The sequence below is a fragment of the Sphingomonas sp. CFBP 13603 genome, assembly GCF_014892665.1.
GTDB lineage: Bacteria > Pseudomonadota > Alphaproteobacteria > Sphingomonadales > Sphingomonadaceae > Sphingomonas.
In genome coordinates, this window is the sequence record NZ_JADBIA010000001.1 from 89,117 (window position 1) to 113,518 (window position 24,402).

The following is a 24,402-nucleotide window of genomic DNA, read 5'->3' on the forward strand; positions in this document are numbered from 1 at the left end:
TTTATGACCAGACGCCCGTTGATCGTATTCGACGTCAACGAGACGTTGCTCGACATCGACAGCCTCGAACCGCTGTTCGCCGATATCTTCGCGGCCCCGGCGCGGATGCGCGAATGGTTCGCACAGCTGATCCTGTATTCGCAGTCGCTTTCGCTCGCGGGACCTTATGTTCCGTTCGGAACGCTGGGAGGCGGTGTGTTGCGGATGCTCGGTCAGGTTCACGGCGTCGCGGTGACCGACGACCATGTCCGCGAACTTGGCAGGCTGATCGCGGACATGCCCGTGCATGTGGATGTTGCCGCGGGCCTGACATTGCTTAGGGACGCCGGGTTTTCGTTGGTCACGCTCACCAACTCGCCCAAGGGTGTCGGGCCGGACGCGCTCGACAAGGCCGGGCTTGGATCGATGTTCGAACGGCGTTTCACGGTGGATACCGTGCGAGGGTTCAAGCCGGCGCCTGCAACCTATCGCCACGTCGCCGATGCGATGGCGGCGGTTCCGCGCGATACGTGGCTGATGGCGGCGCATATATGGGACACGATCGGCGCGCAGTCGTTCGGGTGGAACGCGGCACTGATCACGCGCGGCGTGAACGCACCGCTGCCGATCGACGGTGTTCCGCAGCCTACGCTCATCGCCCACGACGTTGAGGATGCGGCGCAGGCGATCGTGTCCCGACCGTAGCGTCGCCGCAAGGCTTCCCGGCAGGACGAGACCGGAACGCGTGGATTGGCACGCCAAGCGTGCTATGGCCGCGCGCATGTCGAACATCCGCAGCAATACCGGTACCGTCGAGGTCGACGGCATCTCCTACGACTGGCAACTCCAGCGCGAGCCGCAATGGTCCGATGCCGAAGGCTGGAAGGGCATGATGGTGTCCCTGCGCGAGAAGGATACCCAGCGCGAGGCGGTGCTGGAATTTCCTGCGCCCAAACGCCTGTTGAAGGGATTGCCGCGGGGGCGGCTCCAGATCGACGATCCGACCATATCCCGTGGCGTCAGGGCAGCGTTGCTCGCGGGATGGGAGCCGATGTCACGTGGCAAACCGATGATCTTCACGGTAGACGCCGAAGGGAATTAGGGTTTCCGCCCCCGCGTGGAAATCAAGACGTCGCCGGGTTCGCCGTGCCGACCTGTTCCAAGTCCCCAGCAAAGGACCGCCCGAAGCGGATGCACACCGACACCGACCTGGAAACCACGCTCCTGGGGCCGGTCCTGGCGGATCGCGCATGCGGCGATTGCACTGTGTGCTGCACCGAACTCACGGTCGATACGCCCGATTTCGCCAAACCGGCGGGAACACCCTGCATCTACCTCTCGGGACAAGGGTGCGGTATTCACGCCGTCCGTCCCCGCATTTGTCGGATCTGGTTCTGCGCGTGGCGACGGATCGCCAGCCTGCCCGATGACGCTAGACCGGATCGATCCGGCCTTCTCGTGTCGCTCAACTTCGTCAAGGCGCCGCAGAACTGCTTCGAAGGCGTCTCGATCAACGTCCGCGTGCTTGCCGGCAGCGACGCGATCGAAAACGGCATGGCTGCAACGGTACTCGACAGCGTGTGCGATCAACTGATCCCCGTCTGGTTCAGCGACGGATCGAAGAAAATGCTGATGCATCCCGATAACGATGTCGCCCGCCTCGTCCTCTCGGGCGACGCCGCGCCGCAACATCTCCGCGACGAAGTGGCCGCGTGGCGCGAACGCTACGGTGTGTTCGCCGCCAAGGGCTAGATAAGCGGAAGACGAGGAAATCGCTTCCGGAACGGCGCCGCGCAAGGCGGTCGTTCTGCAATCGCCGACGTCGTTTCAAAGGGGGATTGCAAGCCACGCGACGTCGCCCTGCTACCCCCAATCACTCAGATCTGCGCGACGCCGCCGTCGACGAACATCTCGCTGCCGGTCATGAAGCTACTGTCCACGGACGCTAGGAACGCGGCGGCGGCGGCGATCTCGGCGGGTTCACCGACCCGGCCGATCGGGGTGCCCGCGCCCATTTCCGCCATCGCATCCTCGCCGACCACCTCCAGCGCGAGTTCGGTCTTGGTCGGTCCCGGCGACAGCACGTTGATGCGGATGCCGGTGCCGCGGAGATCGAGCGCCCAGCTACGCGCGAAATTGCGGATCGCGGCCTTGGTCGCGCTGTAGACGCTGAACCGCGGCGTTCCCATCACGCTCGTGCTGGAGCCGGTGAGGATGATCGAGCCGCCCGCGCGCATCAGCGGCAGCGCCTTCTGCACCGTGAACACCAGGCCCTTCACGTTGACGTCGAACGTCCGGTCGAAATGCTCGGGCGTGATCTCGCCGAGCGGGACGAGCTCGCCGGTGCCGGCATTGGCGAACAGGATGTCGAGCGAACCGCGCTCCGTCCTGACCGTCTCGAACAGGCGATCGAGATCCGCCATGTCGGAGACCGAGCCGCTGATCGCGCGGGCATTCTCGCCGAGTTCGACGAGCGCCGCGTCGAGCGCCGCCTGGCGCCGCCCGAAGATGTAGACGAACGCGCCCTCTTCGATGAAGCGCTTGGCCGATGCGAGGCCGATCCCGCTGCCGCCGCCGGTCACGATCGCTGTCTTGCCGTTCAATCTGTCCATCTGATGTCTCCGTGTTTGCCAAGACTGCTAGCTGGCGGTGTGCTCACCCATCGACAAGTATGCACCTTTTGGTTAGTACCTCCTAGCATGACTTTGCCACCTCCGACCGATGGCTTCACCTGCGGCCTCGACGTCACGCTCCGCATCATCGCCGGCAAATGGAAGCCGCTGATCCTGTATTTCCTGTTGCAGCGGCCCAATCGCTACGGCGAACTCAAGCGCGCGGTGCGCGGCGTCAGCGACAAGATGCTGATCCAGCAGTTGAAGGAACTGGAGGCGGACGCGGTGCTGACGCGGACCGATCACCACGAGGTCCCGCCGCGGGTCGACTACACGCTGACGCCGATGGGGCGGAGCCTTGCCGAGGCGCTGGCGCCGCTGTGTACCTGGGGAACCGAGAACATGGCGGAGGTCACGCGGGTATTCGCCGAGCGCGATGGCTGGCAACGCGAGGCGGGCTGACCCACACTCGCGCCGCGCTCAGGCCGCCTCCGCGCGGCGTGGCAGTTTCCAGTTCGGGCGGACGAAATGGCAGGTATAGCCGTTCGGCTTGCGCTCGAGATAATCCTGATGCTCGGGCTCGGCCTCCCAGAAATCGCCGACCGGGGACAGTTCGGTCACGACCTTGCCCGGCCATAGCCCCGATGCCTCGACGTCGGCGATCGTGTCCTGCGCCACCGCCTTCTGGTCGTCGTCGGTGTAGAAGATCGCCGAGCGATAGCTGGCGCCGCGATCGTTGCCCTGCCGGTTAGCCGTGGTCGGATCGTGTATCTGGAAGAAGAATTCGAGCAGCGTGCGGAAGTCGGTGCGCACCGGATCGAAGACGATCTCGATCGCCTCGGCATGGTTGCCGTGACGGCGGTACGTCGCGTTGGCGATCTCGCCGCCGGAATAGCCGACGCGCGTCGCAACGACACCGGGCAGCGCGCGGATCAGGTCCTGCATGCCCCAGAAGCAGCCACCAGCGAGCACTGCGCGCTCGGTTCTAGCCGGGATCTCCTCGACCTGATCGAGATACGCGGCATAGCCTTGCGCCGCCATCTCGCCGCGCGGGACGAACCGCAACGCTGCCGAATTGATGCAGTAGCGCAATCCGCCGCGGCTGCGTGGGCCGTCCTTGAAGACATGGCCCAGATGGCTGTCGCCGTGCGCCGAGCGGACCTCCGTGCGCGGGATGAGCATCGACCAGTCGCGCTTCGACCTGACGTTCGCAGGCTCGATCGGTCGGGTGAAGCTCGGCCAGCCACAGCCGGACTCGTATTTGTCGGCGCTGGCGAACAGCGGCTCACCCGAGACGATGTCGACATAGATGCCCGCGTCCTTGGCGTGCAGCAATGCACCGGAGCCGGGACGCTCGGTCGCGTTCTCCTGCGTCACCCGGTATTGTTCGGGCGTCAGCGCGGCGACTGCGTCTTCGGTTTTGCGGTAGTCGGTCATGGCAGCACTCCGTTGACCGGAATGTGGTAAGCCTGCCCCGTGCTGTCGAGGTGGTGGACAGGCGGCGTTCGTATCAGGCGCCCACGCCGCGTTCGTGCGCCCAGACGATAGCGGCGCTGCGGCGGTTGACGCCGATCTTCGCATAAAGCCGCGCGACATGGTTGCGGACCGTGTTGCGCGACAGGCCGAGCCGTTCCGAGATCGCCGCGTCGTCGAGGTCCTGGCATATCAGCTCCAGCACCTCGCGCTCGCGCTTGCTGAGATCGGCCGCGGGTGTCGCGGACCCGGTCGCGCCACGCGGGTTCCGCAATGTCGCCAGCTTGTCCATGATCGACCGGCTGAGCCAGTTGGCGTCCTTCATCACCGCATCGATCGCCTCGACCAGTTCCAGCTCGCCGCGCCGCCGTGCCGAGATGTCCTGATACAGCCAGAGCACGCACGGCGTTCCGTCGACGCTGATCCGTTCGGCTGATACGAGGCAGTCGAGCGCCTCGCCTGCCTTGTGCAGCAACTGCACGTCGCGGCTGCGAAAGCCGCCATGCTCGCCGATCTCGGTTTCGAGCTGCTGGCGCTGCGCGGCATCGTTCCAGAGTTGCAGGTCGTCGGCGATGCGGCCGATCACCGCGCGGTCCGTGTAGCCGGTCAGCGCCTTGAACGCCGCGTTGACCTGGACGATGCGGTTGTCGCCGCCTTCGGTCACGACCATCGCGACCGGCGCCATTTCGAACACCGAAGCGAAGTGGCGCTCGCTCGCCTTCAGCGCATGTTCGGCACGCCGCCGCGGTTCGAGATCGGCGAAGGTGAACAACAGGCAATCCTGATTGGCGACCTCGATCGGCTGGCCCGCGAGGATGACCAGCGTCTTCTCGCCGCCGGCGAGCGGCAGTTCCGCCTCGAGCTGCGGGATCGTCTTGCCCGCCGCGACGCAGTCCTTGACGAACGCCTTGCGGTCGACCTCCGCGAGAAAGTCGAAATCGAACAGAGTCTTGCCGACGATCTGGTCGCGCGCATAGCCCGACAGGTCGAGGAAACCCTGGTTGACGAGCACATAGCGCTGGTCGGCGACGCGGATGATCAGCGCGGGGGCGGGGTTGGCGTGGAACATCGCCTCGAACCGATCCTCCGCGTCGAACCGTTCGGAGACGTCGTTGATGACGAGCCCCAGGCAATCGGGTTCACCGCCATCCTCGTCCATGACTATGTCGCGCACCTGATGGACCCAGCGCGGTTCGTCGGCATCGACCGGCGCGACCTCGACGATCAGGTCGGGGAAACTCTGCCCCGCGAGCAGCCGCATCAGCGGATAGTCCCGCCGCGGCAGCTTGCGGCGATCCCGGTAGCGCAGGCTGAACCGCGTGGCATAGTCGTCCGCGGTCTGCCCGAGATCCTCGACCGCCCGCACCCCGTGCATTTTCAGCGCGGCCGGGTTGGCGCTCAGGATGATCCCGGTCGGATCCATCAGGATCACGCCTTCGAGCAGCCCGGTCATCAGCTGTTCGAGATGGTGCAGGGTGGGGGCGTGAAGCGGTTTGGCGGGCATCTTGGTCATCCCGGTTCAGCGCCGTGAAGCGCTTCGGGTTCCGGTCGGGCCGGCATAAATCTACCAATGGCCCCGGTACTTGCGCACCAATTCCGAATTCGTCGAAAAGCGCGCGAACTGAACGGATCGGGCATCGAGACTGTTGAGGCACCTGTACCATTATCGAACAGGAGCCTCATCATGAACCTCATCATCCTTCTCGTCGTCGGCGGACTCATCGGCTGGGTCGCTAGCATGATCATGCGGACCGATGCGCAGCAGGGCGTCTTCCTCAACGTCGTCGTCGGCATCGTCGGTGCGCTGCTCGCCGGCTTCCTGATCACGCCGCTGATTGGTGGCGCATCGATCATGGACGGCGCGCTCAACATCCAGTCGATCCTGATCTCGCTGGTCGGCGCGGTGATCCTGCTCGCGATCGTCAACATGTTTCGTCGCGGTACGGTGCGCTGAGCGAACGGGAGGGCACGCTCGCGTCGCCCTCCCACACTTCGGAAAATACAGACACTTAGGAGAGTGCAGTGACCGTTCGAGTTATCCTGGCATGCGGCGCGATGCTGCTGGCCTCCGGCGCCGTCGCGCAGACCGCGACGCATACCGGCGCGCACAACCCCGCGGTCAAGGCGAGTGCAGCGGCCCACGTCGCCGCCCCCGCCAGCGGTGCCAATTCCTTCTCGGAAGATCAGGCTCGCGGTCGCCTGACCAAGGCCGGCTATCGCTCGATCTCGCGTCTGGCGAAGGACAAGGACGGCGTCTGGCGGGGCACGGGCACGCGCGCCGGCAAGACGGTCCATGTCGGGCTCGACTACAAGGGCAACGTCTCGTCGCGCTGAACCAATTCGATAGGAGAGAGACCATGACCAAGACTATCACCCGCCTGTTCGACGACTATTCGGACGCGACCGCGGCGCTGCACGACCTCGAACGCCTGGGCGTGCCGCACGATTCCGTCAGCATCGTCGCGAACAATGCCGATGGCGCGCACGGCGACGCGGCCACGTCGCTCGGCGACGTCAACGATCACGGCGACGTCAGCCGTGGCGTCTCGACCGGTGCTGCTGTCGGTGGCGTCGGCGGCCTGCTGGCAGGGCTCGGCCTGCTCGCGATCCCCGGCCTCGGTCCGATCGTCGCGGCCGGGTGGCTGGCATCGACCGTCGTTGGCGCAGGCATCGGCGCTGCCGGTGGGGCCGCGACGGGAACGATCGTCGGCGCGCTGAAGGACGCCGGCCACTCCGACGACGAGGCCCACGTCTATTCGGAAGGCGTCCGCCGTGGCGGCACGCTGCTCAGCGCGCGTGTCGACGATAGCTTGGCAACCGAGGCCGAAGCGGTGCTGGACCGCAACCGGTCGGTAGACGCGTCGACGCGTGGCAGCGCCTATCGTCAGGACGGCTGGTCGTCGTTCGACGACACCGCGCCTGCCTACAGCCGCGATGAAGTGGCTGTCGAGCGTGACCGCTATCGGTCCACACCGACATCGACGACCTACTGATCAAGTGGTGCCGCCGGCCTGGTTACGGGTCGGCGGCGTCTTTGTGTCTGAATGGGTTCGGTTTGAGTTGGGGGGCGGGGGTTTTCGTTGGTAGTGCGGGGCCTGCTTCGACGCCGACGGTTTCGCTGGATCGATAGTATCCGGCTGGTGGCGTGGTGAGTTACAGGTCGGATGGGCAGGCATCTGCTCCGAACACATGCACCCCATAGCACCACACATGCCCCATCCCAGCGAAGGCCGGGGTCCAGGTGGGCAACGTTGCTGATGAACGCTGCGTTTTGTTACCGCGACCTTTCCAACTGGGCCCCGGCCTTCGCCGGGGTGGCCTTGTTGGGGTGGCGCCTTCCGCGATGGCGCTTGTTATGCTGGGTCTCGTTGGGGCTGGCTCGTTGGAAAGGTACTAGCGCTGAAACATCGCCTAGACCGGGTCCGGCGAGTCCTTGTCCTCTTCGCGCAGGAACGTGAGCAGTTCCTCGATCTCGTCCGCACCGTAGCGCAACGCCATGTCGTCGATCTCGATTTCGGCGGAAGCCCGATCGGCCCTGGACCAATCCTCCAGGATTTCCGCGCAATCCGACAGGCTGCCGCGCGCGACCACGTCTCGCGCCGCGCCCTCGGTCTGGTCGGCTTTCCGGTAGATCGTCGCTGGTTCGCTCAAGGGATACGTCGTCATTGTCGTTGCTTCCGTCCTCTGCCTGCATCGCATCAACGCCCGCCGACGTGATGCCAGCGGGCGATCGAGAGTCATTCGTCTTCGGCATCGATGTTGACGGTCGTCTCGGCGAGCTTCGTCATATATTCGTCGCCGCCGTAGATATCCTTGGTGGCCGCGCTGAGCTTCTTGTGGTCGTCCTTGAGCCCCAGCGCCTTGGCGTATGCCGTCGCCGTACCGAACCCGGCGATCCCGTAATGCGTCATCCGCTGATACTGCGCGATGATCATCACATCGAGTAGCGGCCCCTTTTCCGGACCTTCCTCGAGGACATGCCTGGTGGCCTCGGCGACGAGGCCTTCCATGCCCTTGCAATGCTCCTTCGAGACCTTCTCGTCGTTCGACGCGATCAGGTCCTTGAGCAGGTCGGTGTGCGTCTCGATATCCGCTTGCGACTTGGTCAGCATATCCTTCAGCGACGCATCGCTTGCCTTCGACGTGATCTTCTTCAAGACCTTCTTCATCTGGTCGTTCGCGGACCACAGATCCTTCAATTCGTCAGTGTAGATTTCCTGAAGATCTTCGGGTGCAGACATGGGGGCATCCTCGTGATGTCGCCGGGCGGAATGCGCGGCGGTTGGTTTTGAATTGCGGAAACGCGGATCGAAGCGTGGCGACCTCAGCCGGCGCCGGGCTGCTTCTGCTCGTCCTCGTACCGGGCATCGGTGCCGATCTTGCCGCTGGCCTCGGCCTCGGCGATCCCCGACGTCTCGACGACCTCGATCGTCCGACCTTCGCCAGTGATCGCATGGGGTTCACGGTCTGCATCAGGGTCGGCGGCAATCGTCGTGCGGTCACCACCTCCCGAGCCTGCAACGCCGTTGGCCGCGCTGCCACCGTCCTCGCCGGCCTGCCCACCGCCGTGATAGGCGATGTCGGTCTGGCCGCCATGCGCCATGAAGCCGGTGTTCGTCTCATTCTTGCCGGCATGCGGATTATGATAGGATCCGCCGCCACTTTCGCCGCCTTCGCTGCGGCCGTGAACGTCATCGGTGCCGCGGGGCGAGTCCGAAACGCCGTCCGGCGCGCCCTTGCTCGCTGGATTGCCGGGAACGGGGGTATGAACCTTGTCACTCATCGGTACGTCCTTCTGAATGTAGCGGATCAAAACGAACCGAGCCGCTCCGCTCAATGGGAGCGGACCGGCTCGGGGAGGAGTTACGGCCGCAGCACGACCTTGATGACGCCGTCCTGCTTGTCGCGGAACTTCTGGTACATCTCGGGCGCATCCTCGAGGCTGGCAGGGTGCGTCACGACGAAGCTCGGGTCGATGTCGCCCGCCTCGATCCGTGCAAGCAGCGGCTTGGTATAGGCCTGGACGTGCGTCTGACCGGTCTTGATCGTCAGCCCCTTGTTCATCATCGCGCCGATCGGAATCTTGTCGCCCATCCCGACATAGACGCCGGGGATCGACACCGTGCCGCCCATCCGGCAGCTCATGATCGCCTCGCGCAGCACGTGGACGCGGTCGGTGGCGAGGAACGTCGCCGCCTTCACCTTGTCGATCACCGCATCCATTGCGCCATGTCCCGAAGCCTCGGCGCCGACCGCATCGATGCAGCTGTCGGGACCGCGGCCCTTGGTGCGGAACTGGAGCTCGTCATAGACGCTGTCGACTTCGGCGAAGTTGATCGTCTCCGCGCCGCCGGCCTCGGCCATCGCGAGACGCTCGGGCACCTCGTCGATCGCGATCACGCGGCCCGCGCCCAGCATCAGCGCCGAACGGATCGCAAACTGGCCGACCGGACCGCAGCCCCAGATCGCCACGGTATCGCCCGGCTCGATCTGCGCATTCTCGGCGGCCATGTAGCCGGTCGGGAAGATGTCGGACAGGAACAGCGCCTGCTCGTCGGTGACGCTGTCGGGCACCTTGATCGGGCCGATATCCGCCATCGGCACGCGCAGATACTCGGCCTGGCCACCGCAATAGCCGCCCAGCATGTGGCTGAACCCGAACAGGCCGGCGGGCGAATGACCCATCGCCTTGATCGCCATCTCGGAGTTCGGATTGGTCCGCTCGCACGCGGAGAACAGCCCCTTGCGACAGAAGAAACAATCACCGCAGCTGATCGTGAATGGCACCACGACACGGTCGCCGATCTTCAGGTTGGTGACTTCAGAGCCGAGTGCGACGACCACGCCCATGTTCTCGTGGCCGAGGATGTCGCCCGCCTGCATCGTCGGCTGGTATCCGTCGAGTAGATGCAGATCGGATCCGCAGATCGCGCAGGCCGTAACCTTGATGATCGCATCGCGCGGATGCTTGATCTCTGGATCGGCAACGGTATCGACGCGGACGTCACCTTTGCCATGCCAAACGAGTGCGCGCATCGAAGCTTCTCCATTGTTGGTGTAACTAATAAACCTGTGAAGATCGCGGATTTATGCAACACGTCGCCAAGTATGAAATTGGCACTGGTCAACCAAAAGGTGAAAGCCATGTCGAAATGGTTAGCGTGCAGCATTCGAAACCGTGAGTATTGTCACAGGGCTTGAGGGCGTGTTGGAGGGTATAGCGATCAGGGCGGCGTCATCGTTCCTGCACAAGCAAGAATATCCGTCATTTATATTTTATGCTGATTTCAATCAGTGGAGACTGAGTTGATCGATAATATACGGATCTGAAAAACTTCAGACTTCATAGATACTTAATGCGACAGCGCTTCGGCGACCTCATTACGGTTGCGATATTGATGGTGTCTGGCTCGATAAGCGATGCGGTGAGGATCTTCGGTCTGTTGCGCTATCGCGACCTGGAGTTCCGCGAATTGGCTGTTAAGGCGAGTTTCTGACGAGGCCGGTCATCGACACGGTCGAGAGGCCTAGCCCGCTTGGAGTAGCGGTAGTCGCACGCAGGAAATCGTGGGTCTCGCTCTGCTTACGGGGGGCTAGGTCGGTGCCGACAGGAAGCCCGGATTTACCGGAAGTCGTGCGGGAATATCGGTGGCTACCGGGGGGCAAGGCTGGAGCCTTCAAAGGGCGCCCCCGGCTCCGACCGCTTTAGCTGACGCCTTGCTTTCTGGCACCCACGATCATTTTCCGCGCGATCTGGCGGACGGCATCGTCGTCCTTCGTGTCGTCGGCCGCCGGATCGCCGAGATGATCGAGACTCTGCTCCATGAAGTCGAGCAGGCCGCTGTGGCGATCCTCGACATACTCCATCAGCTTGAACAGCAGATGCTCGGTGGCGATCTCGCGTCGACGAGCCTGCGTCGCAGTGTCCGGCGTTGCAGTATCCGGCGCGGTCACTTGGCCACCTGTTCCGACGCATCGAACTCGGCGAATGCCGCACGGACTTCATCGGCGGTCGCGTCGTCGGCGACGTCGACGGTCACGACGACCTTGCCGTTGAGTTCGGCGTCGTCGCGCGCCTCGGGGCTGGGCTCGCCGGCCTTGTTGTCGGACCCGTCTTCGGCCACGCCCGCGGTGTTCTCTTCGCCATCCGCCGCGATGACCACCTTCGCACGGTCGATCTCGAACTGTTGTACCAGGCGCTCGACGGTCATTTCCGCGTCGCGCCGTGTGTCGAACTTTGCCGTCAATTTCATGATGCTAACCCTCAAGCCGGCATGGCTCGACAGGACAACCGCTCAGATCGCGGCTGGTGCCATGCGTCGTCCCGGTTTCGGCCGTCGTCCTCTTCGCACCAATTGACGTGGCGCGAAAATCGCAACATCCTGCGGGCGAAGCAATCGTCCAAAACCGAGTTCACGGGGCTGCATCGGTGCCACAACGCACGCTTGAACCTGATCAACGCCTTCGCGAGCATCTCGAAGATGCGCTGGCCGAAGCCGACAGCCTGGGGTGGACTGTGGTCGCAGCGCTCATCTCCGAGGCGCTCGATGCGCTGGAGCCCCCCGCGACAGCGCGGATCGGGTAGGTCCATCACCGATCGGTCAGGCGGCCTCACGCGTCGGGAATACCGGGCCACGCACGGTCATCGCGCCCGCCGGATACGGACGCTGTAGCGCTAGGGCATCGTCGTAGCTGCCGGTCAGCCAGCGTTCCTGATCGTCGGGACGGAGGATCGTGATCATCGCCTTCGGATGGATCGGCGCGACGAGCGCGTTCGTGTCGCACGTCACCATGGCGAAATAGCGCTGATCGCCGACCTGACGCCAGAAGCCCGCGACCGCGAACACCGGCTGGTCGGTGACCGCAAACCACATCTCGCCCTTGATCGGCTTCTTGCCGTCGCCGAGATCGGTCGGCTGGCGCGCCCATTCGCAGAATTCGGTCAGCGGAATGAGGCACCGGTTCGCCGGATCGGTGACGAGCGAACGCCATTGCGGAAGGTGAAGGCTGCGCACGTTCGTCTGCGCGACCTTGCGACCGGCCTGCCTCGCCTGACCGGCCAGGACGTCCCACTCCATTACGTCGAGCCCGCGACGCCCGCCATCGTTGCGCACGACATAGGCTCGGCCGAACGGACGCAGTTCCTTCGGATCGAACCGGTTGTCCATCGGCTTCGTCGTCAGCCAGTCCGCACCGAAGCGCTCGGTGATAGTCTCCGGTTCGCCGTCGAACCGAGCGCGATTACACATCGTTCAGGATCCGAGGCCACGACGCTTGATCTCGCCGAGCAGTGCTTCGGCGACGGGATGGCCGACTTCGCCACCGGATTGCGCATAGGCGTTCGTGAGATCCGCATCGGAGGCGGTGTTGAGCAGGTCGCGGACTTCGGCGCTGAACATGTCGACTTCGCCGGCCGCGGCATCTGCCGCCTCGTCGCTGGTGACGGCAGGCTCGTCGCCCGGCGCGGGCGCATGCGCCATCACGGCATCCTGTTTGAACAGGTCGAACGCATCGGCGGCTTCGCTGCGTTCTTCGAGAGCGATTTCGAGCCGCGTGAACAGGTCGAGCGGGGAGGCTGTGTTTTCCATCGCGCGAGCCTAAGCGCGGTTCGGCGCCCTACGCAATACGGCACCGTCTCAGACCGGTAGCCGGCGTTTCCCGGCCGATAGCGGTTCACGCCGGCGAGACACCGTCGGCGTTGACGAGGTCGGGGCCGACGAGCGTGCCGATCAGCCGCACGCGTTTTTCGACGAGGTCGACGGGCGTGCGGTGCAGCTCGAGTTCGAACCGGCCACCGGCGTCGCGACGCAGATAGAATGCGCCGCCATCGCGGACGAGCAGCCCGACCTCGTTGATCCTGGTACCGACGTCCATCTTCCGTTCCCGCCTCGTCATCGTCTCGATTTCGTGAAGCCTCTGCCACGAGCCCCGTCGCGCCTACAGTGGTTTTCGCTGATAAGATCGTGGAGCGGGAGATTTGCGGGAACAGAAGGCGACGGCCGGTTGTACCATCTTGCGTGGTCGATCAGACGGCGGACCGCAGGAGTATCCATGAGCGCGCGCGAAATTTCTTCTGGTGAAACCGGCGGGGCAGGGGTCCATCTCGACACGGCCGCTCTCCTCGACGTGCGGGCGCTGACCAAGTCGGTGCCGGGCCCGCGCCGCCTGTTTCGAAACCTCGATCTGGCGGTTCGCGGCGGCGAACTCGTGGCGATCATCGGCGAGTCCGGGGTCGGCAAATCGACGTTGCTCAACATCCTTGCCGGCCTTGACGATGCGGATGGCGGCAGCGTCGCGATCGATGGCGTCGACCTAGCCGCACTCGACGAAACCGCGCGCACCAAGCTTCGTCGGGAACGGATCGGCTTCGTATTTCAGGCCTTCCACATCCTGCCCTATCTGACCTTGCGTCAGAACGTCGCGTTGCCGCTCGCGCTGGTATCGCCGGACGCTGCGGCCGCCGATCGCCGTGCCGAGGATATGCTCGATGCCGTCGGACTGGGCGGGCGAGGCGATGGCTATGCCCGCGATCTTTCGGGGGGCGAACTGCAACGCGTCGCGATCGCGCGCGCACTGGTGCACCGGCCCGCGCTGATCCTGGCGGACGAGCCGACCGGAAACCTCGATCCGGAGACCGCGGCGCGTGTGCTGGCGCTGTTTGCCGACGCGGTGCGGGGGCATGGCGCGGCCGGCGTGATGGTGACGCATTCGGAGGCGAGTGCTGCGATGGCGGACCGTGTGCTGACGCTCGGCGCGGAAGGGTTGGTCGACCGGCGTGGCTGATCGGGCCGGGGGATTTTCGGGCAGGCTTGCGCTGCGCTGGCTGATCGGTGGCGAGTGGCGCTTCCATCCCGCGCGCTTCCTGATGACCGCGGTGTCGATCGCGGTCGGCGTCGCGCTGGGCTTTGCCGTCCACCTCGTCAACGGGTCCGCGCTGGCCTCGTTCGACGGGGCGATGCGCGGGATCAGCGGCGCGGCCGAACTGTCGATCCGCGCGACCAGTCCGCTGGGCTTCGACGAACGCGTCTATCCGCGGGTGGCGACCGCAGAAGGCGTCGCCGACACCAGTCCGGTCGTCAGCCTCGACGCGCGGATCGGCCGCGCTCGCGTCACGTTGCTGGGAGTCGACGTGATCCGCGCGGCGGCGGTGACGCCGTCGCTGATCGGCTTGCGTGCCTCCGGACCGGACACGCAGAACGACGCCGTCTTCGACGAGGCCGCGCTGTTCCTTTCGCGCCGTGCGCTGATGCAAACCGGAGCACGGGTTGGATCGACGGTCACTGTCGTCGCGAACGGCCGGACGGTGCCGTTGCGGATCGCGGGTACGCTGCCCGCCACCGACGATGCGACGATCGGCGTGATCGACATCGCTGCGGCGCAATGGCGGTTCGGCAGGCTGGGCCGGATCGACCGGCTCGACCTGGCGCTGTCCGATCGTACCGCGGCCGAGCCGGCGCTGCGGGCGCTGCTGCCGGCGGATGCCGTGCTCTCCACCCCCGAGAAGCAGAATGCGCAGGGCGACGCCCTGTCGCGCGCCTATCGCGTCAACCTGGACATGCTGGCGCTGATCGCGCTGCTGACGGGCGGCTTCCTGGTGTATTCCGCGCAATCGCTGTCGGTGGTGCGTCGTCAGCGTGCGTTCGCGCTGTTGCGGACGCTGGGCATGCCGCGCGGTGGCGTGATGGCGGCGGTCGTCGTCGAAGGCGTCGCGATCGGCGTGGTCGGATCGGCGGTCGGATTGCTCGCGGGCTACGGCCTGGCATGGGCGGCGCTGCACTGGTTCGGGGGCGATCTCGGCGCGGGGTATTTCGCGGGGGGCCATTCGCAGGTCGTGTTCCAACCGCTGGCCGCGATGGTCTTTTTCGCCCTCGGCCTGCTCGCGGCGTGCCTGGGGAGCGCGTTGCCCGCGCGCGTCGCGGCACGCGCCGCACCCGCCGCAGCGCTCAAGAACGTCGGCGACGTGATCGATCCCCGGCAGCGGATCGCGTGGTGGCCAGCCGCAGCCTTGCTCGTCGCAGGCGGCGGCGCGGCGGTCTTGCCCGCGGTCGGCGGGCTGCCGCTGTTCGGCTTTGCGGGGATGGCGTTGATGCTCGCAGGGGGCGTGGCGGGTGTGCCGTGGTTCGCGCGGACGTTGCTCGCGCCGCTCGCTCGTCGCGGCGCAACGAACGTGCCGCGCCTGCTGGCCGTGCGCCATCTGCACGGCGCCCCCGGCGAAGCGGCCACCGCGTTGTGCGGGATCGTCGCCTCGACCGCGCTGATGATCGCGATGGCGACGATGGTGACGAGCTTCCGGGGCGCGGTCGACGACTGGCTGGGCGACGTGCTCGGTGCCGATCTGTATGCGCGGACGACGGCGGGGGCGTCGTTCGATCCGGCAACGCGCACGAGGCTCGCCGCGACACCCGGGATCGCGCGCGTCGCCTTCAGCCGGCAGATGCCGCTGACGATCGCCGCCGATCGCCCCCCGATCAGCCTGATCGCGCGGCCCGAGCGGAATGGCCGCGATCCCCTGCTGGTGCTGATCGATCGTGCGCCGAGCGTGCCGGCGGGCGCGTTGCCGGTCTGGGTGTCCGAGCCCGCGCAGCGGCTGTACGGCTGGGAGCCTGGCGATACGATCGCGTTGCCGATCGCCGGCCGGACTCGCTTTTTCGTCGCCGGCGTCTGGCGCGATTATGGCCGACAGGCGGGCGCCGTGCTGGTCGACGAGGCGGATTATCAGCGCCTGACCGGCGACGAAGGGCGCGACGAGATATCGGTGATGGTGACGCCCGGACAGGACGCTGATCGCGTCGCTGCGGGCCTGACCGCGCGGCTTCCCACAGCGCTGCGCGATCAGGTCGAGATCACCCGGCCGGCAACCCTGCGAAAGCTCGCGCTCACGCTGTTCGACCGCAGCTTTGCCGTCACCTACCTGCTCGAAGCGGTGGCGATCCTGGTCGGGCTGGCGGGTGTCGCGGCGACGATGTCCGCGCAGACGATCGCGCGCGAACGCGAATTCGGGATGCTCCGCCACCTCGGCCTGACCCGTCGCCAGCTGATGTCGATGCTGGCGACGGAGGGTGCGATCGTCGGATTGACGGGAGCGCTGGCGGGCATCGGCCTGGGGCTGGTGCTGGCACAGGTGCTGATCCACGTCATCAACCCGCAGTCGTTCAACTGGACGATGACGACGCGCATCCCGGTCGGCACGCTGTTCGGCGTGGCTGCGGCGCTGACCGGTGCGGCGGCATTGACCGCGGTGCTGGCAGGGCGACGCGCGACGGCGCGCAGTGCGATCACGTCGGTTCGGGAGGATTGGTGATGCGGCGAACGTTGATGATGGCCGGCTTGCTGAGCGTGGTCGCCGTGGCGGCACCCGCAGCCACGCCGTATCCGCAGGTGAAGCCGGGTATCGTACTGCGCTTTCCCGGCGACCACGGCGCGCATCCGGCGTTTCGGACCGAATGGTGGTACGTCACCGGCTGGCTGAAAACCGCGGATGGCAAGGATCTCGGTTTCCAGGTGACCTTCTTCCGCACGCGGCCCCCCGTCGATTCCGCAAACCCGAGCCGGTTCGCGGCGCGGCAGGTGCTTTTCGCGCACGCCGCGCTGTCCGACCCGGCGACCGGGCGCCTGCTCCACGGCGAGCGCGCCGCGCGGCAGGGCTTCGGCCTGGCATCGGCGCGGACCGACGATGCGGACGTGGCGATCCGCGACTGGCAGCTTCGCCGAGGTGCGGATGGGCGCTGGCGCACGCGCGTGTCGGCGGACGGCTTGCAACTCGCGCTCGCCTTCCAGCCGACCCAGCCGCCGCTGCCGCAGGGGCAGGGCGGCTATAGCCGGAAGGGGCCGCGCCCCGAAGAGGCGAGCTATTATTACTCGATCCCGCATCTGCGCGTCGCTGGCACCGTCACGCGCGCCGGCCGCCCCGTTGCGGTCACCGGCGAAGCATGGCTCGACCGCGAATGGTCGTCGAACTACCTCGCCCCGGCCGCGCAAGGCTGGGACTGGACCGGCCTCAATTTCGACGATGGCTCTGCGCTGATGGCGTTCAGGATACGGCGCAAGGGCGGCGGCACTTTGTGGGCGGGCGGCGCGCTACGCCGGGCCGATGGGCGGACCATGGTGCTCGGACCCGGCGACGTGGCCTTCCGGCCGGTCGCGACATGGCGGAGCCGCGCGACCGGTGCCGTCTATCCGGTCATGCAGGATCTCAGCATCCGGGTCGGCGGCAAGATCACGACCCGCCGGCTGACGCCGATGTTCGCCGCGCAGGAACTCGACGCACGGCGAAGCGGACTGCCCGTCTACTGGGAGGGCGCGGTGCGGACGCCCGGAGGCCGCGGCTATCTGGAGCTGACCGGATACGACAAGGCGCTGGCGATGTAGCCCGGCGATGTAGCTGGGCAATCGCGCGCGCAGGAGTGATCAATGCGCGCGCTCGCCAAGCTCCACCATCTTGCCGTCCGCGGTATCGTTCGGGAAGCGAACCGCGATCATCTGTCCGTGACGGCTACGACATTGTCGTCGCTGTTGCGATCTACGTACAGCGTATAGGGATCGATACCGGCAAACGCCGGGCGACGCTTGGAGACGATCCGTACGGTCTGCGTACCCGACACGATCGGCCGGCGCTCCTTGAGGATCACGTCCTTCGCGGCAAAGCTGCCGAGGCCGGGGCGCTGGTCGAACAGGCCGACATCGATATCGTCCTTAAGCGGCGCGGCTTTCTCGACCCCGGCGCCGTTCGCATAGACCTTGCCCGCGTCGAGCGTGAGTATGGTTTCGTAGGTGCCGTCCGCCAGTTTGCGGGTCGTCGCGGCCGATGCTTTCAGATCGTACACGGTGATGCGATCGAGCAGGTCGAGCACGAGTTGGCGTTCGGCCGGATTGCGCGCGAGTGACAGGAAGCCGTCGACGAGATCGAGCGAGCGGGGATAGGGCGCGCCCTTGAACCGGTAGCGATTGAGCAGGTCGCGGAGCATCGCGTTGACGCGGTCCTCGCCGAGGCGATCCTGCAACAGGTACACCGCGAGCGAGCCCTTGCGGTAATGGATGTATCCCTGGTTCTCGACGCGATCGAGCGGGACTTCCTCGACGACCTCGCCACCGCGCGAGCGCAGATACGAGTCGAGTTCGTATTTCAGGAAGCGGCGGATCTTGTCGTCGCCATATTCGTGCTTCATCACCATCAGCGCGGAATATTGCGCCATCGTTTCGATGAGCATCGATCCGCCCTGCATATCCGCGCCGATCAGTTGATGGCCCCAATATTGATGGCCGAGTTCGTGCGCGGTGACGTAGCTGACATAGTCGATCGTGTCGGGGTTGCGGGTATCGGCGATGAAGCCGATGCGTTCGGAATAGGGGATCGTACCGGCAAAGGCCTGCGCGAAGCTCTGGTAGCCGGGAAACTCGATGATCCGCGCGTAGTCGAACTGATAGGGCCCGAAATTGGCGCGGTAATAGGCGAGCGAGCGCTGCATCGCGTCGAGCATGCGATCGACGTTGAACGCGTGCTGCGGATCGTAGAACACCGTCAGCGCCGTGCCGTCCGCGCGTCGCGATTTCTCCGCATAGGCGGCGGACTGGACCGAGAAGAACGCGAGGATCGGTGCGCGCGAGACGAAGCGCGCGGTGCGGCGTCCGCCGACCGTGCTGTCGGCCACCTTGTCGCCGGGCGCGATCGGCGTCTGGCCTGCGATCGTCGAAACGGTGATGTCGGAATGCACCCAGGGCGCGTTGACGATCAGGTTGCGAGCCTGGGCCGACCGGTCCTCCAGCTTGGCGGGACGCAGTTCGGGAGTGAGACCGTATTTGCGGCGCTTGGCGCGGTCCTGCAGCAGACCGTTCTTGTCCATCCCGAACCGTGGCGCGAATTCGCCGTTGTTGAGGAAGGTCCCGTTTCCGACGAGACGGGTATCGTCGTTGTTGGCGACGAGCCCGCGCTGCCAGCGGTCCGCGCGAAACGTCATCGTTCCCCTGGCGCCGGGTGCCATCGGACGTGCGAAGCGGTAGATGCGGTATTGCAGGTCCGCGTCGTTCATCACGACCGTCGCACCGGGTACCGTCACCGCGCGCAGGTGCGTCAGGTCGTCCATCATGCGGACGTGAAGATCGCGAAGCGGCGCGCCGGTGTCGTTGACGAAGGCGTAGGTACCGCTCGCCACCATTCGCCGCTCTTCGGGGTACAACGCCACGCTCAGGCGCATGTCGGTGATGGAAGGCTGTTTAAGCGCTAGGTATTTGAGGTATTTCTTCTCGTAGAGCGCCTGCCGCGCCTCGCCTTCCTGTTTCGTCCGATAGACGTTCACGACATCCATGTCGTGATACAGGAACGCGCCCGTTGCTGCCGTGACGCACAGCGCCGCCGCCATGATCCCACCAGGCACCCCGAGCAGCCGACGGGGCAGATGCACCAGCCGTGCCTTGAGCCGGGTCTCGGTCCCGCGGCGCCATAGCAGGTGCGCGATCACGCCGAGCGCAACCGCGACACCGCCCCAGTACAGCCTGAGCCACCAGCCGGCAGGACCGCCGATCTGGTCGCCGTTCATGTCCGACAACTGCGTGTTACCCGTGCTGCCATATTGGTAGAGCGGGTGCTCGAAACCGATGTTGCTGAGCGTGATCGTGGCCACGAGGTAGACGACCATCACCGCCCAACCGACATATTTATTGGGACTGATGGCCTGGATGAACACGGCCAGGATCGCGAGCAGCAGCACGTCCACCGTCATCGGCAGCAGGTACCAGAGCAGGTAATGACCGAGCGCAAGATCGGTCTGGCCGCGCGCGAGCTGGACGATGCATGCGGTGATCACCGATACGAGCAACGTCGCGAACAGCACCAGCGTCACCGCCAGCACCTTGGGCACCAGATACGCCCAGTTCGGCAGCGAGGTCGCATCGACGATCTCGTGCATGCCGCGTTCGCGGTCCCGCCAGACGAGTTCGCCCGAATAATAGATCGCGATGATCAGCGGGATGATGCTGAAACTGCCCTGCAACGTGCCGATCACCGCGAAGGTCAGCTGGCGGATCGGCGCACCGAACATCTCGTTGGCGAACAGAAGGCCGCCAAGCGAATTGAACAGCCCGATGAGCAGCAGCACCAGGAACGCCGGGCTGCGGAACACCAGCGCCATCTCGAATTTGCAGCGGGACAGCATTCGCGCCCAGGCGGCATCTTGCGGACGTGCCGCGGGCAGGCGGTTGACGATCAGCGGTGGCGTGGCAGCGAGCCGCGCCGCGGTACGCGCCTGCTTGCGCAGCTTGCGCTTCGACACGCCCCGTTCGGCAAAGCTGAACCGAGCATAGGCGGTTGCGACCGCCACCAGTCCGATCGCGATCGCAATCGCCCGGTTGGCCAGCAGCACGCCGGTAAACGGCGGCATGCCGCCATTGGCTTCGCTCGCGGTCCAATAGCGCGTCGTCGTACCGAACGCCCCAAACCCGAACAGCTCGAAATAGGCGCCGGTCGCCCGCCATTCGGGCTTTGCGCGCAGTACCGCGTTGATCGCGAGATACAGCATCAGGAAGACGACGACGCCGAGATAGCTGTACATCATCGATCGCGTCGCCGTCGCGACCGCGAAGAAGATCGCCGACGTCAGGAAGACGTTGGGCAGGGCCAGCAGGAAATACGCATAGGCATAATCCTTCAGCCGGTTCGGACCGAGCGTCTCCGAATCGATCCACGGCATCAGCGAACCGAGCCAGATCGCAAGCGGGATCGCGGCGAAGGCAAGCGCGGCGGCACCGAACGCGCCAAGGAAGCGCGCGATCAGATAGTCGAACTTGCTGACCCGCGTGGATCGTACCATCGGTCCGAACCCGCTCTCGTCGTCCCGCACGATCACGTTGGCGACGAACGCGGTCGTCACGAACATGAAGAACAGCGACATGATCAAATGCACCTGCGCGATCGCGACGGGTGCGTTCTTGTGAATGTTGGCGCCGCTGCCGATCTGGATCTGCTCCACCGTCATCGACCCGAAGGTCAGCAGGAAGAACAGGATCGCAACCACCCAGAACACGGGGTTGCGCAACTGATAACGCCGCTCGAACCGGGCGATCTGGCCGAACACCGCTATGCTGCCACGGTCGAGGAAACGGGTTCGCTTCCCGGCACCCGCCGCGATCGCGCCAGCGTGGAGAAATAGACGTCCTCCAGTCCGCCTGCGGCCGCGGTGAAACCGTCGCCAGGATCGTCGGGGGACAGGATGTGGATGATCGTGCGACCCGCGAACAACCGCGTCGAGATGATCTCGTAGCGCAGCCGGCATTCGTCGAGTTCGTCGCGCCCGATCGTCTTCGCCCATACCGCGCCGCGGGTCTTCGCGATCAAATCCAAAGGCGCGCCCTCCAGCTGGATTCGCCCGGCGGCCAGCACCGCCATCCGCGGGCACAGGTCCGACACATCCTCGACGATATGCGTCGATAGGATCACGACGACGTTTTCGCCGATCTCGGCAAGCAGATTGAGAAACCGGTTGCGCTCTTCGGGATCAAGCCCGGCGGTCGGTTCGTCGACGATGATGAGTTCGGGGTTGCCGATCAGCGCCTGCGCGATGCCGAAACGCTGTCGCATGCCGCCTGAAAACCCGGCGATCGCCTTCTTGCGGACCGCCCAGAGATTGGTCTGTTCGAGCAACGTCTCGACGGTTTCCTTGCGCTCCTGCGCCGATGCCACGCCCTTCAGCACCGCCATGTGATCGAGCATGTCATACGCGGACACACGCGGGTAGACGCCGAAATCCTGCGGCAGATACCCGAGCCGCTCGCGCAACGCCTCGGGCTTCGCGATCACGTCGATATCGCCGAAGCGGATCGTGCCCTCGGTCGGCGTCTGCAACGTGGCGACGGTCCGCATCAGCGTCGACTTGCCCGCCCCGTTCGGCCCCAGCAGCCCGAACATTCCCTTGGGAACGTGCAGCGTCACCGCATCGAGTGCCCTCGTCCCGTTGGCGTAGACGTGCGTGACGTTTTCGAGATCGAGCATGAGCACCTCTTCCGGTTCGGGAAGCAGTGTACGCGGTGTATTGCTCGAGTAAAGCGCTTATCGATCCAAATCCGCGTATGAATCCGGTGCCCGTACCGAGCGTCCTGGCGCGGCGCGTACGGCCGGCCGTATGTCCTATCCGCCGTACCGGCTGACCAGTGCCCGGCGGAGCATCCGGTCCTCCAGCGAGTAATACAGCGCTATCCGGTTTCCGTCCGCGACCGTCGACGCGGCGAAAGCGATGTCCGTCGCCTCTCGGCTGAGGGCTGGCGGCGGTACCAGCAGCGGTTCGAGACCACGGCCGGTCACGCGCGCGAAATCGGGGCTGAAGCTGATCCAGCCGATCCGCCAGCGCGCGTCGTGCGTCGCCCCGTTGTAGAACATCACCGGGTCCTGGCCGCCCGCCTGCCAGATCGGCCCGGTCGAAAGATGCCAGTTATCCCAGCTATCGTCGCGTATGCCAAAGGGATCGGGCAGCACGGTCCACGGACCTTTCGGCGTCGGCCCGCCTGCCATGCCAATTCGCGATGCGCCGTCCGCGGCATATTCGTAGAACAGCCGCCAATCGCCGGACGAGGTCTGGGCGAGCGTCGCTTCCTTGATGTTGCCCTCGCCGGGAGGCGCCTTGAGGATCAGGTCTTCCTTGACCAGCGCGGTCAGGTCGCGCCCGGCGGCGAGTATCATGCAGCCCTGGCTGCGTGCCGCATCGACGCCGGTATAATAGACGAGATATTCGTGGCCAGTCACCAGGACGGTCGGATCCTCGCATCCGCCCATGTCCTCCATGCCCGGGCCCGGCGTGATCGCGAGGCCCGGATCCATCACGAACGTCAGCCCGTCGCGGCTTTCTCCGCGGGCGATGATACCCGTCGGGTCATGCGGCCCGAGTGGATGCGGTACGCCGCGCACCATGATCCGGTACAGATCGCCTTCCTGCCACACGAACGGGCTCATCAGATCCATGTCGTCGACCACCGATGCGGACGAGATGGTGACGGTGTCGAGTTGCTCGACCGCGTAGGTGACCGTCATGCGCCCTGCGCCACGGTCAGCGACAGCGCGCCATCGATCGTCACGGTGGTACCGGTGATATAGTCCGCCGCGGGTGACAGCAGGAACGTGACGAGTGCGGCAACCTCGTCGGGGCGTCCGGCCCGCTTCCACGGGATCGCGGCTTCCTTCGCCGCCAGTTCCTCCGGATGATCGAGCGCGGATTGGTTCATCGGCGTCAGGATCATGCCCGGCGCGACGCCGTTTACCGCGATACCCTTGGGCGCCAGTTCCAGCGCCAACGTCGCGGTCAGTTGCGACAGGCCACCCTTGGCGGAGTCATAGTCGACGCCACCGGGGCGGGGGGCCCGTTCGTGGATCGAAGAAATGTTGACGATCCGGCCTTTCGCATCCTGCGCTTCCAGCGCACGCACCAGCCGCCGGCACGTCAGGAACGGCCCGTAGAGATCGGAGCGGATCACGCGGTCGAACTGCGCAAGCGGCATGTCGACGAGCATCACGCCGCTCATGTTGAGACCCGCGGAATTGACCAGCAGGCTGACCGTGCCGAAACTGCTCTCGGCCTTGGCGAACAACCGTTCGACTGCGGCTTCGTCACCGACGTCGACCTGCACCGCGATCGCGCGATCCGGGCCGCCGATCGAGGCGCAGACCGCCTGCGCCGCCGCCTCGTCCTTGAAATAGGTTATCACGACGCGCGCACCAGCCTCGCCCAGCGCCTTGGCGCACGCAGCGCCGATGCCGGACTCGCCGCCGGTAACGATTGCGATCTGATCGTCGAACATGGTCATCGCAACTGAACCGGTCAGGCTGGGCGGAGTTTCATGAATTCGCTGCCATCAAACTACCGTGGCGGGATATCGGGCACACCTCGCACGGCCGGGGGCGGATGATCCCGCCGTCAGTCGTTCACCCGACCGCTGGCGAGCGCAGGCAGATTGTCCTCGATCCAGTCCGCCAGCGCCTGCACCAGCACCGCCGCCTGCTTGCCCTGTTCGGTCAGCGCATAGTCGACGCGGGGCGGTACGACCGGAAAGCTTCGGCGATGCACTAGCCCGTCGCCCTCCAGTTGCTTGAGCGTCTGCGAGAGCATGCGTTCGCTGACGCCGGCGACCCTGCGGCGCAGATCGCTGAACCGGAATGTGCCGGGTAGCAGCGCGATCAGCGTCAGCGTCCCCCAGCTGCTCGTCACGTGCTTCAGGATTTCGCGCGACGGACAGCGCGGCGCGAACACGTCGCCGCGCTCCATGCGATCGGCGAGGCGGGGGGATGGATCGCCGGACATTTAAAAACTTACCTTTTTGTGCGTACTTCTCTTGCGTAAGTTACTCGCTTACGTGGCGGGCA

The 24,402-nt window shown here is 65.5% G+C and carries 29 protein-coding genes; 12 read left to right on the forward strand and 17 right to left on the reverse strand.

The genetic code is table 11. The features are described 5' to 3' along the window. Positions 1–3 precede the first annotated feature (3 nt). The 3 genes from IFR23_RS00315 (at position 4) to IFR23_RS00325 (ending at position 1,731) form a co-directional block, all read left to right on the forward strand. Entirely contained in the window at positions 4–684 is a 681-nt protein-coding gene (locus IFR23_RS00315) for a haloacid dehalogenase type II (RefSeq protein WP_192974264.1), read from the forward strand. Between the two features lie 76 nt (positions 685–760). Beyond that, positions 761–1,081, forward strand: a complete 321-nt coding sequence (locus IFR23_RS00320; RefSeq protein ID WP_181321057.1) for a hypothetical protein — start codon at positions 761–763, stop codon at positions 1,079–1,081. Positions 1,082–1,170: 89 nt separating this feature from the next. Further along, positions 1,171–1,731: a YkgJ family cysteine cluster protein gene (locus IFR23_RS00325; RefSeq protein WP_192974265.1), complete on the forward strand. Its 561-nt coding sequence runs from the start codon at positions 1,171–1,173 to the stop codon at positions 1,729–1,731. Between the two features lie 125 nt (positions 1,732–1,856). On the opposite strand, the gene IFR23_RS00330 is transcribed toward IFR23_RS00325, so the two are convergent. Next, positions 1,857–2,591, reverse strand: coding sequence for an SDR family NAD(P)-dependent oxidoreductase (locus tag IFR23_RS00330; protein ID WP_192974266.1), 735 nt, complete (start codon positions 2,589–2,591; stop codon positions 1,857–1,859). Positions 2,592–2,678: 87 nt separating this feature from the next. Here IFR23_RS00330 and IFR23_RS00335 point away from each other — a divergent pair, with 87 nt between their 5' ends. Then, entirely contained in the window at positions 2,679–3,053 is a 375-nt protein-coding gene (locus tag IFR23_RS00335; protein ID WP_192974267.1) for a winged helix-turn-helix transcriptional regulator, read from the forward strand. 18 nt (positions 3,054–3,071) lie between these two features. On the opposite strand, the gene IFR23_RS00340 is transcribed toward IFR23_RS00335, so the two are convergent. Together IFR23_RS00340 and IFR23_RS00345 are read right to left on the reverse strand one after the other, a co-directional pair. Continuing rightward, entirely contained in the window at positions 3,072–4,028 is a 957-nt protein-coding gene (locus tag IFR23_RS00340) for a bifunctional methionine sulfoxide reductase B/A protein (RefSeq protein ID WP_192974268.1), read from the reverse strand. Between the two features lie 73 nt (positions 4,029–4,101). Continuing rightward, positions 4,102–5,568 carry a helix-turn-helix transcriptional regulator gene (locus tag IFR23_RS00345; protein WP_244655372.1) on the reverse strand — a complete coding sequence of 489 codons (1,467 nt, stop codon included), beginning with the start codon at positions 5,566–5,568 and terminating at the stop codon, positions 4,102–4,104. Positions 5,569–5,748: 180 nt separating this feature from the next. On the opposite strand from IFR23_RS00345, the gene IFR23_RS00350 reads away from it, so the two are divergent. From IFR23_RS00350 to IFR23_RS00360, 3 genes are all read left to right on the forward strand, one after another. Then, positions 5,749–6,018 (forward strand): GlsB/YeaQ/YmgE family stress response membrane protein, encoded by a 270-nt coding sequence (locus IFR23_RS00350; RefSeq protein WP_093400148.1) that lies wholly within the window; start codon positions 5,749–5,751, stop codon positions 6,016–6,018. A 68-nt stretch (positions 6,019–6,086) separates the two neighbouring features. After that, complete coding sequence (locus IFR23_RS00355; protein ID WP_192145418.1) at positions 6,087–6,398, forward strand: hypothetical protein; 312 nt, start codon at positions 6,087–6,089, stop codon at positions 6,396–6,398. Positions 6,399–6,421: 23 nt separating this feature from the next. Then, on the forward strand, positions 6,422–7,057 hold the full coding sequence (locus IFR23_RS00360; protein WP_192974270.1) for a hypothetical protein: 636 nt from the start codon (positions 6,422–6,424) through the stop codon (positions 7,055–7,057). A 418-nt stretch (positions 7,058–7,475) separates the two neighbouring features. Here the strand turns inward: IFR23_RS00360 and IFR23_RS00365 are convergent, their stop codons facing one another. The 4 genes from IFR23_RS00365 to IFR23_RS00380 form a co-directional block, all read right to left on the reverse strand. Beyond that, positions 7,476–7,730, reverse strand: coding sequence for a hypothetical protein (locus tag IFR23_RS00365; protein WP_192974271.1), 255 nt, complete (start codon positions 7,728–7,730; stop codon positions 7,476–7,478). A gap of 71 nt (positions 7,731–7,801) precedes the next feature. Beyond that, positions 7,802–8,305 carry a ferritin-like domain-containing protein gene (locus tag IFR23_RS00370; protein ID WP_192974272.1) on the reverse strand — a complete coding sequence of 168 codons (504 nt, stop codon included), beginning with the start codon at positions 8,303–8,305 and terminating at the stop codon, positions 7,802–7,804. Positions 8,306–8,388: 83 nt separating this feature from the next. Beyond that, positions 8,389–8,847, reverse strand: coding sequence for a hypothetical protein (locus IFR23_RS00375; RefSeq protein ID WP_192974273.1), 459 nt, complete (start codon positions 8,845–8,847; stop codon positions 8,389–8,391). A gap of 80 nt (positions 8,848–8,927) precedes the next feature. Beyond that, entirely contained in the window at positions 8,928–10,100 is a 1,173-nt protein-coding gene (locus IFR23_RS00380) for a zinc-dependent alcohol dehydrogenase (protein ID WP_093400153.1), read from the reverse strand. Positions 10,101–10,420: 320 nt separating this feature from the next. Here IFR23_RS00380 and IFR23_RS00385 point away from each other — a divergent pair, with 320 nt between their 5' ends. Continuing rightward, positions 10,421–10,561 (forward strand): hypothetical protein, encoded by a 141-nt coding sequence (locus tag IFR23_RS00385; protein ID WP_192974274.1) that lies wholly within the window; start codon positions 10,421–10,423, stop codon positions 10,559–10,561. A gap of 208 nt (positions 10,562–10,769) precedes the next feature. Here the strand turns inward: IFR23_RS00385 and IFR23_RS00390 are convergent, their stop codons facing one another. Both IFR23_RS00390 and IFR23_RS00395 read right to left on the reverse strand, forming a co-directional pair. Then, complete coding sequence (locus tag IFR23_RS00390; RefSeq protein ID WP_192974275.1) at positions 10,770–11,018, reverse strand: hypothetical protein; 249 nt, start codon at positions 11,016–11,018, stop codon at positions 10,770–10,772. Next, positions 11,015–11,317, reverse strand: coding sequence for a hypothetical protein (locus IFR23_RS00395; RefSeq protein ID WP_107961598.1), 303 nt, complete (start codon positions 11,315–11,317; stop codon positions 11,015–11,017). Before IFR23_RS00395 ends, IFR23_RS00390 begins: the two co-directional genes overlap by 4 nt. 176 nt (positions 11,318–11,493) lie before the next feature. Between IFR23_RS00395 and IFR23_RS00400 the strand changes: the two genes are divergently transcribed. Next, positions 11,494–11,649: a hypothetical protein gene (locus IFR23_RS00400; protein WP_192974276.1), complete on the forward strand. Its 156-nt coding sequence runs from the start codon at positions 11,494–11,496 to the stop codon at positions 11,647–11,649. 16 nt (positions 11,650–11,665) lie between these two features. On the opposite strand, the gene IFR23_RS00405 is transcribed toward IFR23_RS00400, so the two are convergent. From IFR23_RS00405 to IFR23_RS00415, 3 genes are all read right to left on the reverse strand, one after another. Continuing rightward, positions 11,666–12,313 carry an SOS response-associated peptidase family protein gene (locus IFR23_RS00405; protein ID WP_192974277.1) on the reverse strand — a complete coding sequence of 216 codons (648 nt, stop codon included), beginning with the start codon at positions 12,311–12,313 and terminating at the stop codon, positions 11,666–11,668. Between the two features lie 3 nt (positions 12,314–12,316). Next, on the reverse strand, positions 12,317–12,652 hold the full coding sequence (locus tag IFR23_RS00410) for a hypothetical protein (RefSeq protein ID WP_192974278.1): 336 nt from the start codon (positions 12,650–12,652) through the stop codon (positions 12,317–12,319). A gap of 85 nt (positions 12,653–12,737) precedes the next feature. Next, positions 12,738–12,938, reverse strand: coding sequence for a DUF5818 domain-containing protein (locus tag IFR23_RS00415; RefSeq protein WP_107961601.1), 201 nt, complete (start codon positions 12,936–12,938; stop codon positions 12,738–12,740). Between the two features lie 177 nt (positions 12,939–13,115). Between IFR23_RS00415 and IFR23_RS00420 the strand changes: the two genes are divergently transcribed. From IFR23_RS00420 to IFR23_RS00430, 3 genes are read left to right on the forward strand one after another with little or no spacing between them, the layout of a single operon-like run. Then, complete coding sequence (locus IFR23_RS00420) at positions 13,116–13,847, forward strand: ABC transporter ATP-binding protein (RefSeq protein ID WP_244655373.1); 732 nt, start codon at positions 13,116–13,118, stop codon at positions 13,845–13,847. Next, positions 13,840–16,365 carry an FtsX-like permease family protein gene (locus IFR23_RS00425; RefSeq protein ID WP_192974279.1) on the forward strand — a complete coding sequence of 842 codons (2,526 nt, stop codon included), beginning with the start codon at positions 13,840–13,842 and terminating at the stop codon, positions 16,363–16,365. The genes IFR23_RS00420 and IFR23_RS00425 overlap by 8 nt, the downstream gene beginning before the upstream one ends. Next, positions 16,365–17,432 carry a lipocalin-like domain-containing protein gene (locus tag IFR23_RS00430; protein ID WP_192974280.1) on the forward strand — a complete coding sequence of 356 codons (1,068 nt, stop codon included), beginning with the start codon at positions 16,365–16,367 and terminating at the stop codon, positions 17,430–17,432. Before IFR23_RS00425 ends, IFR23_RS00430 begins: the two co-directional genes overlap by 1 nt. Before the next feature lie 107 nt (positions 17,433–17,539). On the opposite strand, the gene IFR23_RS00435 is transcribed toward IFR23_RS00430, so the two are convergent. The 5 genes from IFR23_RS00435 to IFR23_RS00455 form a co-directional block, all read right to left on the reverse strand. Beyond that, positions 17,540–21,130, reverse strand: a complete 3,591-nt coding sequence (locus IFR23_RS00435) for a M1 family aminopeptidase (RefSeq protein WP_192974281.1) — start codon at positions 21,128–21,130, stop codon at positions 17,540–17,542. Positions 21,131–21,132: 2 nt separating this feature from the next. After that, positions 21,133–22,044 (reverse strand): ABC transporter ATP-binding protein, encoded by a 912-nt coding sequence (locus IFR23_RS00440; protein WP_192974282.1) that lies wholly within the window; start codon positions 22,042–22,044, stop codon positions 21,133–21,135. A gap of 135 nt (positions 22,045–22,179) precedes the next feature. After that, positions 22,180–23,076 carry a glycosidase gene (locus tag IFR23_RS00445; protein WP_192974283.1) on the reverse strand — a complete coding sequence of 299 codons (897 nt, stop codon included), beginning with the start codon at positions 23,074–23,076 and terminating at the stop codon, positions 22,180–22,182. Further along, positions 23,073–23,840, reverse strand: coding sequence for an SDR family NAD(P)-dependent oxidoreductase (locus IFR23_RS00450; RefSeq protein ID WP_374956410.1), 768 nt, complete (start codon positions 23,838–23,840; stop codon positions 23,073–23,075). Before IFR23_RS00450 ends, IFR23_RS00445 begins: the two co-directional genes overlap by 4 nt. A 116-nt stretch (positions 23,841–23,956) precedes the next feature. After that, positions 23,957–24,340 (reverse strand): winged helix-turn-helix transcriptional regulator, encoded by a 384-nt coding sequence (locus tag IFR23_RS00455; RefSeq protein WP_192974284.1) that lies wholly within the window; start codon positions 24,338–24,340, stop codon positions 23,957–23,959. Positions 24,341–24,402: the final 62 nt, after the last annotated feature.

What these genes read in the sequence shown, in the direction of transcription:
- IFR23_RS00330 (WP_192974266.1), bottom strand. Translation starts at nt 2,591, where the DNA reads ATGGACAGATTGAACGGCAAGACAGCGATCGTGACCGGCGGCGGCAGC.
- IFR23_RS00345 (WP_244655372.1), bottom strand. Translation starts at nt 5,568, where the DNA reads ATGCCCGCCAAACCGCTTCACGCCCCCACCCTGCACCATCTCGAACAG.
- IFR23_RS00350 (WP_093400148.1), top strand. Translation starts at nt 5,749, where the DNA reads ATGAACCTCATCATCCTTCTCGTCGTCGGCGGACTCATCGGCTGGGTC.
- IFR23_RS00340 (WP_192974268.1), bottom strand. Translation starts at nt 4,028, where the DNA reads ATGACCGACTACCGCAAAACCGAAGACGCAGTCGCCGCGCTGACGCCC.
- IFR23_RS00360 (WP_192974270.1), top strand. Translation starts at nt 6,422, where the DNA reads ATGACCAAGACTATCACCCGCCTGTTCGACGACTATTCGGACGCGACC.
- IFR23_RS00455 (WP_192974284.1), bottom strand. Translation starts at nt 24,340, where the DNA reads ATGTCCGGCGATCCATCCCCCCGCCTCGCCGATCGCATGGAGCGCGGC.
- IFR23_RS00450 (WP_374956410.1), bottom strand. Translation starts at nt 23,840, where the DNA reads ATGTTCGACGATCAGATCGCAATCGTTACCGGCGGCGAGTCCGGCATC.
- IFR23_RS00335 (WP_192974267.1), top strand. Translation starts at nt 2,679, where the DNA reads ATGACTTTGCCACCTCCGACCGATGGCTTCACCTGCGGCCTCGACGTC.
- IFR23_RS00440 (WP_192974282.1), bottom strand. Translation starts at nt 22,044, where the DNA reads ATGCTCGATCTCGAAAACGTCACGCACGTCTACGCCAACGGGACGAGG.
- IFR23_RS00325 (WP_192974265.1), top strand. Translation starts at nt 1,171, where the DNA reads ATGCACACCGACACCGACCTGGAAACCACGCTCCTGGGGCCGGTCCTG.
- IFR23_RS00410 (WP_192974278.1), bottom strand. Translation starts at nt 12,652, where the DNA reads ATGGAAAACACAGCCTCCCCGCTCGACCTGTTCACGCGGCTCGAAATC.
- IFR23_RS00445 (WP_192974283.1), bottom strand. Translation starts at nt 23,076, where the DNA reads ATGACGGTCACCTACGCGGTCGAGCAACTCGACACCGTCACCATCTCG.
- IFR23_RS00405 (WP_192974277.1), bottom strand. Translation starts at nt 12,313, where the DNA reads ATGTGTAATCGCGCTCGGTTCGACGGCGAACCGGAGACTATCACCGAG.
- IFR23_RS00415 (WP_107961601.1), bottom strand. Translation starts at nt 12,938, where the DNA reads ATGGACGTCGGTACCAGGATCAACGAGGTCGGGCTGCTCGTCCGCGAT.
- IFR23_RS00395 (WP_107961598.1), bottom strand. Translation starts at nt 11,317, where the DNA reads ATGAAATTGACGGCAAAGTTCGACACACGGCGCGACGCGGAAATGACC.
- IFR23_RS00430 (WP_192974280.1), top strand. Translation starts at nt 16,365, where the DNA reads ATGCGGCGAACGTTGATGATGGCCGGCTTGCTGAGCGTGGTCGCCGTG.
- IFR23_RS00315 (WP_192974264.1), top strand. Translation starts at nt 4, where the DNA reads ATGACCAGACGCCCGTTGATCGTATTCGACGTCAACGAGACGTTGCTC.
- IFR23_RS00370 (WP_192974272.1), bottom strand. Translation starts at nt 8,305, where the DNA reads ATGTCTGCACCCGAAGATCTTCAGGAAATCTACACTGACGAATTGAAG.
- IFR23_RS00380 (WP_093400153.1), bottom strand. Translation starts at nt 10,100, where the DNA reads ATGCGCGCACTCGTTTGGCATGGCAAAGGTGACGTCCGCGTCGATACC.
- IFR23_RS00365 (WP_192974271.1), bottom strand. Translation starts at nt 7,730, where the DNA reads ATGACGACGTATCCCTTGAGCGAACCAGCGACGATCTACCGGAAAGCC.
- IFR23_RS00385 (WP_192974274.1), top strand. Translation starts at nt 10,421, where the DNA reads ATGCGACAGCGCTTCGGCGACCTCATTACGGTTGCGATATTGATGGTG.
- IFR23_RS00320 (WP_181321057.1), top strand. Translation starts at nt 761, where the DNA reads ATGTCGAACATCCGCAGCAATACCGGTACCGTCGAGGTCGACGGCATC.
- IFR23_RS00420 (WP_244655373.1), top strand. Translation starts at nt 13,116, where the DNA reads ATGAGCGCGCGCGAAATTTCTTCTGGTGAAACCGGCGGGGCAGGGGTC.
- IFR23_RS00375 (WP_192974273.1), bottom strand. Translation starts at nt 8,847, where the DNA reads ATGAGTGACAAGGTTCATACCCCCGTTCCCGGCAATCCAGCGAGCAAG.